General features: G+C 56.0%; 13 protein-coding genes. 3 read left to right on the top strand and 10 right to left on the bottom strand.

Going from position 1 to position 12,699, the window contains the following annotated elements:
- Positions 1 to 21: 21 nt before the first annotated feature.
- Positions 22 to 1,788, top strand: coding sequence for a bifunctional UDP-sugar hydrolase/5'-nucleotidase UshA (gene ushA, locus AC2LB6_RS18925; RefSeq protein ID WP_490094674.1), 1,767 nt, complete (start codon positions 22 to 24; stop codon positions 1,786 to 1,788).
- Between the two features lie 34 nt (positions 1,789 to 1,822).
- On the opposite strand, the gene AC2LB6_RS18930 is transcribed toward ushA, so the two are convergent.
- Positions 1,823 to 2,254 (bottom strand): multidrug/biocide efflux PACE transporter, encoded by a 432-nt coding sequence (locus AC2LB6_RS18930; protein ID WP_490094675.1) that lies wholly within the window; start codon positions 2,252 to 2,254, stop codon positions 1,823 to 1,825.
- An 89-nt stretch (positions 2,255 to 2,343) separates the two neighbouring features.
- Here AC2LB6_RS18930 and AC2LB6_RS18935 point away from each other — a divergent pair, with 89 nt between their 5' ends.
- Entirely contained in the window at positions 2,344 to 3,213 is an 870-nt protein-coding gene (locus tag AC2LB6_RS18935; RefSeq protein WP_490094676.1) for a LysR family transcriptional regulator, read from the top strand.
- On the opposite strand, the gene ybaK is transcribed toward AC2LB6_RS18935, so the two are convergent.
- From ybaK to copA, 3 genes are all read right to left on the bottom strand, one after another.
- On the bottom strand, positions 3,210 to 3,689 hold the full coding sequence (gene ybaK / locus AC2LB6_RS18940; RefSeq protein WP_090963172.1) for a Cys-tRNA(Pro)/Cys-tRNA(Cys) deacylase YbaK: 480 nt from the start codon (positions 3,687 to 3,689) through the stop codon (positions 3,210 to 3,212). The two genes, AC2LB6_RS18935 and ybaK, sit on opposite strands and share 4 nt — an antisense overlap.
- A 173-nt stretch (positions 3,690 to 3,862) precedes the next feature.
- Positions 3,863 to 4,666 carry a TraB/GumN family protein gene (locus AC2LB6_RS18945; RefSeq protein ID WP_490094677.1) on the bottom strand — a complete coding sequence of 268 codons (804 nt, stop codon included), beginning with the start codon at positions 4,664 to 4,666 and terminating at the stop codon, positions 3,863 to 3,865.
- Between the two features lie 71 nt (positions 4,667 to 4,737).
- Positions 4,738 to 7,251 (bottom strand): copper-exporting P-type ATPase CopA, encoded by a 2,514-nt coding sequence (gene copA, locus AC2LB6_RS18950; RefSeq protein WP_490094678.1) that lies wholly within the window; start codon positions 7,249 to 7,251, stop codon positions 4,738 to 4,740.
- Positions 7,252 to 7,348: 97 nt separating this feature from the next.
- Here copA and cueR point away from each other — a divergent pair, with 97 nt between their 5' ends.
- The gene (cueR, locus tag AC2LB6_RS18955) at positions 7,349 to 7,753 is read left to right on the top strand and encodes a Cu(I)-responsive transcriptional regulator (protein WP_179896654.1); all 405 of its coding nucleotides are present in this window, start codon (positions 7,349 to 7,351) and stop codon (positions 7,751 to 7,753) included.
- Here the strand turns inward: cueR and AC2LB6_RS18960 are convergent.
- The 6 genes from AC2LB6_RS18960 to AC2LB6_RS18985 form a co-directional block, all read right to left on the bottom strand.
- The gene (locus tag AC2LB6_RS18960; RefSeq protein ID WP_490094679.1) at positions 7,741 to 8,187 is read right to left on the bottom strand and encodes an NfeD family protein; all 447 of its coding nucleotides are present in this window, start codon (positions 8,185 to 8,187) and stop codon (positions 7,741 to 7,743) included. The genes cueR and AC2LB6_RS18960 overlap by 13 nt on opposite strands.
- Positions 8,187 to 9,101, bottom strand: coding sequence for an SPFH domain-containing protein (locus AC2LB6_RS18965; RefSeq protein WP_090963162.1), 915 nt, complete (start codon positions 9,099 to 9,101; stop codon positions 8,187 to 8,189). Before AC2LB6_RS18965 ends, AC2LB6_RS18960 begins: the two co-directional genes overlap by 1 nt.
- A 58-nt stretch (positions 9,102 to 9,159) precedes the next feature.
- A complete protein-coding gene (locus AC2LB6_RS18970) occupies positions 9,160 to 10,017 on the bottom strand; it encodes a co-chaperone YbbN (RefSeq protein WP_490094680.1) in 858 nt (285 codons plus the stop codon).
- Positions 10,018 to 10,093: 76 nt separating this feature from the next.
- Positions 10,094 to 10,870, bottom strand: a complete 777-nt coding sequence (locus AC2LB6_RS18975) for an SDR family oxidoreductase (RefSeq protein WP_490094681.1) — start codon at positions 10,868 to 10,870, stop codon at positions 10,094 to 10,096.
- A gap of 198 nt (positions 10,871 to 11,068) precedes the next feature.
- The gene (locus AC2LB6_RS18980) at positions 11,069 to 11,518 is read right to left on the bottom strand and encodes a lysozyme inhibitor LprI family protein (protein WP_490094682.1); all 450 of its coding nucleotides are present in this window, start codon (positions 11,516 to 11,518) and stop codon (positions 11,069 to 11,071) included.
- Positions 11,519 to 11,778: 260 nt separating this feature from the next.
- Positions 11,779 to 12,435, bottom strand: coding sequence for a DUF8812 domain-containing protein (locus tag AC2LB6_RS18985; protein ID WP_490094683.1), 657 nt, complete (start codon positions 12,433 to 12,435; stop codon positions 11,779 to 11,781).
- Positions 12,436 to 12,699: the final 264 nt, after the last annotated feature.

Consider the following 12,699-nt stretch of genomic DNA (forward strand, 5'->3'; position numbering starts at 1 on the left):
GGCAAATTAAGGAGAATCACAGTGTTGTTATCTAAATGGACAGGGGTGGGCGTGGCGCTTCTGGTGGCCCTGATGCCGCTGTTTTCGCAAGCCGCCCAGGCCGATCGCACCTATCGTTTCAGCCTGCTGCACACCAACGATGAGCATGGTCACTTCTGGTTTAATGAACAGGGTGAATATGGTCTGGCCGCGCAGAAAACCCTGATGGATACCATGCGCTATGATGTGCAGTCCCATGGTGGCGGCGCATTGATTCTCTCTGCCGGTGATGTGAATACGGGCGTGCCGGAGTCCGACGAGCTGGACGCTGAACCCGATTTTCGCGCGATGAACCTGATTGGCTACGATGCGATGGCGCTGGGCAATCATGAGTTCGACAAGCCGATCGCTGTCCTGCGCAAGCAGGAGAAGTGGGCGCGCTTCCCGCTGCTGGCCGCCAACGTTTACCAGAAAAGTACCGGTAAGCGGATGTTCAAACCCTGGGCGGTATTCAACCGTCTCGGACTGAAAATCGCCGTAGTCGGGCTGATCACCCCGGACACCGCAAAACTGGCTAATCCGGCCGGACTGACAGATACCGAGTTCCGCGATCCGATTACGGAGACGGAGAAGGCGGTGGCCGAACTCCGCGCCACCGAAAAGCCGGACGTGATTGTCGCGCTGTCGCATCTTGGACACTATGACGACGGTAAGCATGGCAGCAACGGCATTGATGATGTCACCCTGGCGCGCAGCCTGCCTGCCGGAACGATCGATCTGATTGTCGGCGGTCATTCGCATGACGCGGTCTGCATGGAAAAAGAGAACGTCAGCATCAAAAATTATCAGCCCGGTCAGCCCTGCAAACCCGATCAGCAGAACGGGATCTGGATCATGCAGGCTGACAAGTGGGGCAAATATGTTGGTCGCGGCGACTTCACCTTCCGTAATGGTCAGGTGACGCTGGAGGCTTATCAACTGGTGCCGGTTAACCTCAAACACAAGATAAAGAATGCGGATGGCAGCGAAACCTGGCTGACCTGGCAGGAAGAGATCCCGAAAAACACCGCCATGATGAAGCTGCTGATGCCGTTCCAGAAACGCGCTGAGGCGAAGTTAACCGTGAATGTCGGCAGCGCCGACGGCAACTTCAGCGGTGAAAAAGAGCAGGTTCGCTTTGAGCAGACGAATCTTGGTCAGCTGATTCTGCGTGCTCAGATGGCGCACACTAAAGCCGATTTTGCGGTGATGAGCGGTGGCGGAATCCGCACCTCGCTGAAAGCGGGCAAGCTGAGCTGGCGTGATCTGTTGCAGGTTCAGCCGTTTGGTAACCAGGTGGTTTCGGTCAGCCTGACCGGCGCGGAGATCAAAAAATATCTGGATGTTGTCGCCAATATTCAGCCTGACTCAGGCGGCTACGCCCAGTTTGCCGGTATCAGTCTGACCGCCGACGGTAAGCAGGTCAGCAATGTCAGCATTAACGGCAAACCGCTGCAGGACACGCAGAATTATCGCATGGCGACCAACAGCTTCAATGCGGCGGGTGGGGACGGTTATCCGCGTCTGGATAATCACGCCGGGTATGCCAACAGCGGAGCGGTTGATGCGCAGGTGCTGCGAGACTTCATCAAGGCACATTCGCCGGTGAAAGCCAGCGACTATGAGCCGAAAGGGCAGATTGTGCACCTGACCGATGAGCAGATTCGGGCGCGGGATGAAGCAGCGGAAAAAACGCGGAAGCGTAATTATCCAAAAATGATTCTGGCGTGGATCTGGCCGTGGGGGAAAGAAACCGCCGCCACGCATTGAACTGACCGGGAGGCGCTTGCGCCTCCCGTTTTTCTTACGCCCGGCACGGGTGACGTCTGATCCAGCGCTCGCGCAGTTTGTCCCACACCCAGTTGTAGGCCATAGTATAGGGCAGGAAGAAGAGGAAAAAGGCCACTTCTACCAGCAACGCCTGCCACAGGGAGATATCCAGCATCCAGGCCGCAATCGGCAGGCCAATCAGGATAAACCCACCTTCAAATCCCAGCGCATGTAATACACGCACGCCCGGCCCGCGTTTCTGGCCTGGCGGATAGAGCCTGTCAAATCCACTGTTGTAAATCATGTTCCATAGCATCGCGACCGTTGAGAGCATAATCGCCAGCGATCCCATCTGAAACAGCGGCTTATCCATGACCCATGCCGCCAGCGGCGAAACGGTCAGGATCGCCAGCGTTTCAAAACAGACAGCATGAAGAATACGTTCTTTAATTGAGCGGGTACGCATTGTTAATTCTCCTTGAATAATGCGGCACATTTTCACACGTCAGAATGCTAAGATAAAATGAATACCTATCGAAAAAAGCGATGGTTCAGATGCGTTACTCCCCGGAATCTCTTGAGGCTTTTATGCAGACCGTGGCAAGCGGTTCTTTCTCTGCGGCTGCGCGCGCGCTGGGTAAAAGTCAGTCCACCATCAGCACGGCGGTGGCAAATTTAGAAGACGATCTCGGCTTTGCGCTGTTTGATCGGGCCGGTCGTCAGCCGATCCTGACCGAGCAGGGACGCCGCGTTATTCCTCAGGTTCAGCAAATCCTCGCCGCCAGTGAGCGGCTGGATGCGCTGGCGATCCGTATGTCGCAGGGCGTTGAACCCCGGCTCAGTTTTGCCATGTCAGACTTCTGGCAAACCGATCATCACGAAAATCTGCTCAGGCAATTTGATGCCCGCTATCCGGAGATAGAACTGGAAGTCATGATTGCCGAGGATGGCGATGTGCTGGACTTACTGCAGGCCGGGCGGGTCCATCTGGGCGTGGTGCGGGCGCAGCCCAATCTGCCGGTGGATATCGCGGTGGCACGGCTGCAGGTTGAAGCGCAGATGGCGGTCTTTTTGCATCGTGATCATCCGCTGGCACAGCTTAATACTGTTAGCGAAAGCGAGCTGGAAGGGGTTCGACATCTGCGATTAAACACCTGGGTTGAGGCTTCTGAAACCGCGCCAATGGGACGCATCTGGTCGGCACCCAGCTATTTACTGCTGCTGGAGATGGCGGAGCAGGGGTTTGGCTGGACTGTTCTGCCGCGCTGGCTGGTGAAGCAGTTTGGACATGACGTCCTGAAAGAGCTGTCGATGCCGGGCTGGCCGCAGCATATCGCTGTCGAGGTGGTCTGGTCGCGACGCACGCCGCCCGGCCCGGCGGGTCGCTGGATGATCGATCAGCTTTGCGCCCAGCCACGGGTTTAGTCGTGGCGGGCGATATCCGCAAACGGCGCGTCGAGTAGCCTTGAAAGATCCTGCGGGGCCAGTTCGATATCCAGTCCACGCTTGCCGCCAGAGATAAACATGGCGTTAAACGCGCTGGCAGAGTGATCGATTACCGTGGGCAGACGCTTTTTTTGCCCCAGCGGACTGATGCCGCCCACCAGATAGCCGGTGACACGCTGTGCCAGCTGAGGATCGGCCATATCGGCTTTCTTTGCGCCCAGCGCTTTTGCCACCTTTTTAAGATCCAGCTGTGTCGAAACCGGCGTAATCGCCACCGCCAGCTGTTTCGCCTCGCCATTCAGCGCGACCAGCAGCGTTTTATAGACCTGGCGGGCATCCAGATTAAGTTTACGAACCGCTTCGTCACCGAAATGGGTTTCGTTGCTGTCATGCTCATAGGGATGCAGGATGAAGCTGACTTTTTGTTTTTCCAGCAATTTTACGGCGGGCGTCATACGGGTTCCTTACTAAGAAAAATCTTATTACGCAGAATCATGGAAAAAGGTGGCGAAATTTTGTTCTTTGCGTAAAATTGGCCGCGCGCCAGTAATTCGATTGCGGGCGATAACCAAAATCATAAACAAATTCCTCTTTTGACGGGCCGATAATATTATCGGCTCTCTTTTTTTCAGGGCTTCTTCAGCATCTCAGGCAGGTTATCTTCGCCGTAAAGATGCAGCGCACCGACCGCGACCACATAGTTTCCCGCCGCTAACCCCTGCAGTCTGTCACACCACTGCGCATTACGCTGACCGATCAACGTATCATTCAGCGCCTGACTGAAGGTGGCGGGCAGGGTGATTTCCGGCTGGCGTGGCGGCGTATCGAGCCACCAGCTCACCATCATCTGCAGCAGTCGTGCATTGGTGTGCCAGTGCAGCAGCGTATCCTGTAACAGCGCCATGCCGTCATCCGGCAGCGCAGTCAGCAGGGCAATCTGTGCATCTGCGCCTTCCAGTTCAATCACCGGTTTATTAAAGCCTTTCGCTGCCTGCAACAGCTGATAATCAATGCCATAGTCAGGCCGCAATCCCAGCCGTTGCGCCTGCTGTGCCTGTAACATCAGCGCCACCTGCCAGGCGGGCAGGTTATCGAACAGGCTCAGGTTGAGACTCATCTCCTGACACAGCGCGGTGAGCGTTTGCATCGCGCTGCTCTCCAGCCGCGTAGCGAGCGCAGGACGATCGCCATGATGATCAAAGGGTGAGCCACCCTGCGTAATATCGGCTTCCACAATTAGCGCATCCGCCTGCTGCAACTGACGCAGCAGGCGAACGGGCAACGGCTGCATGTCGCGCGTTCCCATGTGGATGCTGCCTACCAGATGCAGCTGACGATCGCCAAGCCGGACATCCATCGCTGGCCAGCGGTAGCTGGCGGGAAAAAGTTGGCTGATAAAGCCGTGCAGTGAGCGCCAGATGTTGCCTGTCATTCCCGGTCCTTTGCGATTCAAAACCCCATGCTAGCGACTTCAGAGAGTGAAAAACAGCGCTGAAACGGCGATTACTGGCGCGGCGGCTGGTAACGCAGCAGGCGGTTAGCATTGCTGACCACGGTAATGGATGACAGCGCCATCGCAGCACCGGCCACTATCGGGCTGAGCAGGGTGCCAGTCAGCGGATAGAGCACACCTGCGGCCACCGGAATGCCAATGCTGTTATAGATAAAGGCGCCAAACAGGTTCTGCCGGATATTGCGCAGGGTCGCGGAAGAGAGTGCTAACGCATCTGCCACGCTGTTGAGGTCGGCGCGCATCAACGTAATACCTGCGGTTTCTACCGCCACATCACTACCGCCCCCCATGGCAATGCCCACATCGGCCTGCGCCAGAGCGGGCGCGTCATTGATGCCATCACCCACCATCGCGACGCGGCGGCCCTGCTGCTGTAACTGTTCAATGGCGGCCGCTTTGCCTTCCGGCAATACCCCCGCAATCACCTCATCAATACCGACCTCGGCAGCAATGGCACGCGCGGTATTTTCATGGTCGCCGGTCAGCATAATCAGGCGATAACCCTGCTGATGTAGCCGCTTCAGAGCTGCGCCGCTCTCCGGTCGCAGCTGATCGCGCAGCGCAATCAACCCGGTTAACTGGCCCTGCTCAGCCAGTAACACCGGCGTAGCACCCTGTTGCGTCAGGCGCGCAATCTCTGCTTCCGCCGCCCGGTAATCGACGCCGTTCTCCTGCAACAGCGCGGCGTTACCCAGCAGAAGCGTTCTGCCATCCAGACTACCGCTGACCCCTTTGCCGCGTATTGTACGAAATTGCGCTAAAGAAGGCGGTTGAGTCAGTTTCGCTTCGGCGACAATCGCTTTCGCCAGTGGATGACCCGAGGCGAACTCCAGCGCGGCGGCGGTCGCTAACACGGATTCACGGCTGGCCTCACCCCAGACCAGCACTTCACTGACCTGCGGCTTACCGGCTGTGAGGGTGCCGGTTTTATCAAACACCAGCGTGTCGATCTGGCTGGCGCGTTGCAGGGCATCGGCGTCACGCACCAGCACGCCCAGCTCGGCGGCACGGCCAACACCGGCAATAATCGACATCGGCGTCGCCAGGCCTAGCGCACAGGGGCAGGCGATAATCAACACGGTTGTCGCGATCACCAGCATGTAGGCAATCTGAGGCTGCGGCCCGAACAGATACCACACCGCACCGCTGAGCAGCGCAATCAACACCACCACCGGGACAAAAACGGAGGAGATGCGGTCGGCCAGACGGCCCACATCGGGTTTGCTGCTCTGCGCCTGGCGTACCAGCCGGATAATACGCGACAGGGTGGTGTGATTGCCGGTCGCCCGGGCGATAAATTCTACCGAGCCGTCCTGCACCAGCGTTCCGGCGAAGATCGCCGCACCCGGATGTTTGCCTTGCGGCACCGCTTCGCCGGTCAGCATCGCTTCATCAAACCAGGCTTCACCCGTGGCGATTTCACCATCGACCGGAACCCGATCGCCGGTGACCAGACGCAGCATCATGCCAGGCTGGACTTCGCTGACCGGGATCAGCCGGTCACCCTGTTGATCGACGAGCCGCGCCTGGGCCGGCGTCAGATCAAGCAGTCGCTCCAGCGCCTTAGACGATCGCTGACGCGCGCGCTGCTCCAGGGCATGTCCCAGATTGATCAATCCCAGGATCATGACGCTGGCTTCAAAATAGAGATGGCGCGCCTGCGGCGGGAAAAAGTCGGGCCACAGCACCACGCTAAAGGAGTAGATCCAGGCCGCGCCGGTGCCGAGTGCCACCAGCGTATCCATGGTGGCGCTGCCATTGCGTAAACTGCGCCAGGCGCTGCGATAAAAATGGCTGCCGGTTACGAGCATGATCAGCAGGGTCACGATGCCCAGCGTCAGCCAGGTGGTGTGGTTGCTGTCGGTGAGCATCATGTTGTCGCCCACCATGCCCCAGATCATCAGCAGCACGCCAAATGCTAAGGCGACAGCAGCCTGCCAGCTGAAACGCCGCATCGCGCTGCGGGCGCTGAGCTGCTGCTTCTCCCGTCGCTCCTGCTCGTCATCCACCACCTGCGCGCCATAACCCGCGGCATCGACAGCGGCTATCAGCTGCTGCGGGTCAGCGTCGCCCAGCACCAGCGCACTGCGTTCGCCAAGATTGACCCGCGCCTGGCTGACACCTGCGACCTGCTGAAGCGCTTTTTCCACCCGGCTCACGCAGCTGGCACAGGTCATGCCCTCAATCAGCAGCATATGGGTGGGCAATGTTTTTTCTGCCGGATAAGAAGCAGTCTCCGTTGTCAGCGCCTCCGGCGGCGGCTCCGATGCTGTCAACGGTTCAGACTTTGGGGAAGCGTCCGCGGTTTTCAGCGTCGCGTGATAGCCCGCCTTCTCGACGGTAGCGATCAGTGCTGCTGCATCGGCATGACCAGCAACCTTCGCTTCCTGTTGGGTCACGTCGGCCTGGTCAACGTCATCGCGCTGTTCCAGTGCCTCTTTAACGCGTTTGACACAGTGGCCGCAGGACAAGCCGTCCAGTGCCAGAGAAATGGTGTGTGACATAATCAACTCCTCTTGTAATCCCATTTGACCGATTGGCCAGTTTCGATTCATGCTTAAGCATAAACCTTCCATCAAGGGGAAGGTCAAGGGGATGAAAATGAACATTAGCGATGTGGCGAAAAAGACCGGTCTAAGCAGCAAGGCGATTCGTTTTTACGAAGAGAAGGGGGTGGTGACACCGCCGTTGCGCAGCGAAAATGGTTACCGCACCTATAACGGCCACCATCTTGATGAGCTGAACCTGTTACGTCAGGCGCGGCAGGTGGGTTTTACGCTGGATGAGTGTCGTGAGCTGGTGGCGCTGTTTAATAATCCGTCGCGCCACAGTGCCGATGTTAAAGCCCGCACCCTGCAGAAAGCCGATGAAATTGCGGCGCACATTGAAGAGCTTCACGCCATGCGCGCTCGCCTGCTGGCGCTGGCGGACGCCTGTCCCGGCGATGACAGCGCCGAATGTCCCATCATCAACAACCTGGCCGGGTGCTGCGGTCAGCGTGGCTGAATACGCAGCGTGATCCCCTCGATGCCGACCACCACGACCGGCGTGCCCGCAGGTAGGTCCTGATCCGCCTCTACCCGCCAGCTGCTGTCCCCGATGCGTACGTGTCCGGTGCGATTATGTAGCGCGGTATCCAGCGTCAGCTGCAATCCGATCATCTGGTTGCCGCGCTGATTCAGGGCATTAGGTCTCTGACGCACTTCACGATGGCGCATCCAGCGGTACCACAAAAAGACGCAGACCAGCGTCATTGCGGCAAACAGGGAACCCTGCGCCGTCCAGCTCACCGGCACAAACCATTCAATGAGGCCGACGATCACCGCCGCCAGACCGCTCCACAGCAGATAGCCGCTGGTGCCCAGCATCTCTGCGGCCAGCAGTAATCCACCCAGCGTCAGCCAGAACCAGTGCGGGTGAGCGATAATGTCGACCAGCATCAGCGTTTCGACTCTGGACGTGATTCCTTCAGCAGTTCACCGATGCCCGCGATCGAACCCAGCAGACTGCTTGCCTCAAGCGGCATCATCACCACTTTGCTGTTGTTGCCTTCACCGATTTTTTGCAGCGCATCGGTGTACTTCTGCGCCACGAAGTAATTGATAGCCTGAATATCACCCGCTGCGATCGCTTCCGAGACCATTTTGGTGGCGTTAGCTTCAGCTTCAGCCTGACGTTCACGCGCCTCTGCCTGCAGGAACGCCGAGGTACGCTCACCTTCCGCTTTGAGGATCTGCGACTGCTTATCCCCTTCAGCCCGCAGGATAGCCGCCTGTCGCACCCCTTCGGCCGTCAGAATATCGGCGCGCTTGGTTCGCTCTGCTTTCATCTGCGCATTCATCGCACCGATCAACTCCTGCGGCGGACGCACGTCACGAATCTCTATACGGGTAATCTTGACGCCCCACGGGTTGGTCGCTTCATCCACGATATGCAGCAGGCGAGTGTTGATGCTGTCGCGCTGTGACAGCATTTCGTCCAGCTCCATGCTGCCAAGCACGGTACGCATATTGGTCATGGTGAGGTTCAGGATAGCCTGCTCAAGATTGCTGACTTCATAGGCGGCACGCGCGGGATCAACGACCTGAATAAAGCAGACCGCATCGATGGTGACGTTGGCGTTGTCTTTAGAGATGATCTCCTGCGAGGGAATATCCAGTACCTGTTCCATCATGTTGATCTTACGACCGACACGATCCATGAACGGCACTACAAGGCTCAATCCTGGCTGTAGGGTACGGGTATAACGGCCAAAGCGCTCAACCGTCCATTGAAAACCTTGTGGCACGATCTTAACGGTCGCCCAGACCGCCACCAGTGCCAGAATAATCAGGGCAGGAATTACAGTTATCATACAACCTCCGCATTGTCAGATTAACGGGCCGAGTCGCTTCGGCCCGGGGTGCTGCTGTTTAGTACAGCAGGGAATAGAGCTGGCGACGATAGCGTGCTGCCAGTGCATCACCGGTACCCAGCGCCGCCAGTATTTCCTGCAGCATTTTACGCGCCTGGCCATCAGCGGCATTAAGATCGGATTTCAGGAAGCTGAACAGCAGTTCCAGTGCTTCTTCATTACGGCCCACCTGATGCAGCTGTAACGAAAGTTTAGCAGCTAGCCCGGCGTTAGTCGGGTCCGCTTCCAGCTCGGATTGCAGCTGCTGAATCTCGGGTGTATCCGCAGCCTGTTTCAGCAGATCGATCTGCGCCATCAGGCTCTGATAGCGGGTATCCTGATCCTGCAGGGGCACCACTTTCAGCACCGCTTCCGCTTCATCGCGGCGGTTCAGGGTAATCAGCACTTCCGCCAGCAGGAAACCGATCTCACTGGACTGGTTGCTCAGCTGCCACGCATCTTTTAACAGCGGCAGCGCCTCCAGCGGTTTATCTTCCTGCATCAGGGCCATCGCCTGCTGTGCTTTCAGCTCTTCTTCGCGGGGCAGCACTTTTTCCAGCAGGGCGCGAATCGCTTCTTCCGGCTGTGGACCCTGGAAGCCGTCAACCGGCTGACCATCCTGGAACAGGTAGACGGTTGGAATTGAACGCAGACCAAACTGCGACGCGACTCTTTGCTCTTTGTCGCAATCCAGCTTTGCGAGAATAAACTGACCCGCGTACTCCTGCGCCAGGCGCTCCAGCACCGGCGTCAGCTCCAGACAGTGCTGACTGCGCTCAGACCAGAAGTAGAACAGCACCGGCAGCTGCATCGACTGCTCAAGGGTCTGCTGCAGGTTAGATTCGTTGATGTCGATGATAGAAGCTTGTGGTGACATGGATAAGTCTCTTTGCAAAAAGTGTTCTAAGAATATGGGGCCAACTGGCACGGCTTCAAGCGCTATTGCACATGGCTTATTGATGGCTGCGCAAAATTCGATCCAGCATCCAGCCTGGCAGCAACCGTTTAAGCAGGCTCATTACGTGTGCGACAAGTGTCACTGGATAGCGTAAACGCGGATGTTTACTCTCGAGTGCATGACGAAGTTTAGGCAGAATGGCTTCCGGTGGCAGGGTAAAACGTGCCGCGATGCCGGGGTTACGCACCGGGTTATGCTGTTCGCCCTGCGACACATTGTCGGTAAAACGGGTCTCAATCGGACCTGGCTCGATCAGGCTGACCCGAATACCGCGGCTGCGCACTTCAAGCCGCAGCGCATCGCTCCAGGCTTCCAGCGCATATTTACTGGCGGCATAGGCACCCCGGCCTGGTGTGGAGATCAGTCCCAGCACTGAACTGGTGTTCACAATGCGGCCATCGCCGCTGGCCTGCAGCGCGGGTAACAGCCGCAGCGTCAACTGATGAACGCCAAAAAAGTTGCTGGAAAACTGCCGCTCCAGCTGCTGACGGGAGATCGTGTGCAGCGGGCCATAGAGGCCAAATCCGGCGTTGTTGAACAGCGCGGCCAGACGGTTATCACAGAGCGCGATCACCGCATCCGCAGCCTGATCCACGCTCTGCGGATCGTCGAGATCGAGCTGCAGCCCGGTAAACCCCAGCGTGTTCATGCGGGCAACATCGTCGGTTTTGCGGCAGGCTGCAATCACCCGATAGCCCCGCGACAGCAAATCCTGGGCGGCGACCAGACCAATACCGCTGGAACAACCTGTAATCAGAACGGTTTTTTGCATAACTTCACGCCCCTTTGAATTCCATTTGATTTATTTAATAATTAGTCAGTTAAGTGCGATTCATTAACGCTTTTATGCTGTGGGTTGACAGCTTGTGTTGTCCGCACCGGCTGGCAGAGTGGGCGGTAAACGGGGCAATATGCCCCGTAAAAAATGCCAGTTTTCAGATTTCACGTCTGAGCAGAAAGATCAGTGTACTTAGTTGACTGGTGGCAGTCCCATCTGTGTGATTTCAGCAGAATGGTTTTTGTTCAGATTAATTTGGCACTGGTCGATATATGACTGGTAGTCGTATGCGTCCTCGTCAAGCTCTGTCGCTACAGACAGGCAAAGTTGAGTCCGGTAATCCTTCCATTTTTTTTGCGCATCCAGAAAGCGACGAGAGTAAACGTCTCCGGACGTCTCTTTACTCGACTCTTTTCCATTAAAAGGGCCGACATTATTGGATTTTATTCTCTTGACTGCATCCGCTATGAGCGCATCCAGCGCTTTATTGCTGTTGTCTTTTTTGGCTGACAGACAGTTATAGGCAGCTGGTATGTCTTGATTCTGTTTAAAGCAGGCGTCACGTTCTGGCCCTGATGATAATTCGGCCTGCGCCATAGACGGTGCAATAAGAGCGACCATTAGAATTAAGACTTTTTTCACTGTAGATACCTTATTCTGTTTCTGTGGTTTTCGTATGACATGTATGTGGGACTACTTTTGATATGAGCTATTAACGCGGCCTTACCTTCAATTGCGGCTTGAAACAGTGCTCTGGCATTGTGAACACCCTGATAGAAAATATCGGTTACGACATCTCGGATTTTAGGATCTAACTGTTCCCATGCCGGGGCTGAAGGTATGGATTGTGCTATTCGACGGTAAAGGTTAAAAGCTTCGTTCCGTTTAACCCTGTACGCAATTTAAAAAAGTCGGATTTGTTGAGTGTGGGTTATCTCGCCAACCAACGGACCATAAACCTTAACAAACTGTTCTGCGTGCCGTCCTTTCAGGCCAGCAGCTTTAGAGCACAGAACGGCTTTATATTCTTCAATCCCAGCCTGCCTTAGTGTGGAGTAGATTTCACCGGCAGATCTGCTGCCCATATCATAGCCTCGACCAAGTGTAACCCCCGAAAAACTCGTGGGCGGCCATTGAAGAATGCGTGAAAAATTGGGATATCGGCGCTGTTTGAAGGGTTCCACGGCGGTTATATAGTCGGTGCCTTCGGCGTCAAAAGTAATTTGTCCTTCGCTGACTCGTAAGGGGCCAGTGGTATTTGAAGGCCGCCAGCCTGGTGTGGTTGCTTCACTTATTGCTCTGATAAACCATGTGTCTGTTGGCTGAACCAATCCACTCGGCGAGAGATTCATCAACCGCTGATACCAGCGTATAGCCTCAGTGGTGGCTGTATCGCATTGTCCATTTGTTGGGAGCGTGCGACCAGTTGCGAACTGATAGCCAGCATCATTTAACATGCGTTGAATTGATTTAACTTCATCGGGATTATTGGTACCACAAGCGCCGACAGATGAAGTCAGGCGAAATACGCGAGGGCCATGAGAGCGGTGATAGGGCATATGTATTCCTTTACAGCTAAGATTCCATGCAAAAATATTAACCAGCTGGAGAGGGCAATGCCAGCTTATATGCGACTGTTCAAATGCTAATTTAAGACGCTTTAAAGTGAATTTTAAGAAACGGCAGAATTATCTTTTCGCAGCGATATTGTTGAGAGAGTAAGCCTGGACCACTCAGAAATGGCAAAGCGGTCGAAAATCTCCGTCGCCACCTTGCCGTCATTGTGAATAGAATTAATTTTAACTTCATGATTTGAAGTTCTT

The sequence above is a fragment of the Pantoea sp. RCC30.1 genome, from assembly GCF_058148845.1.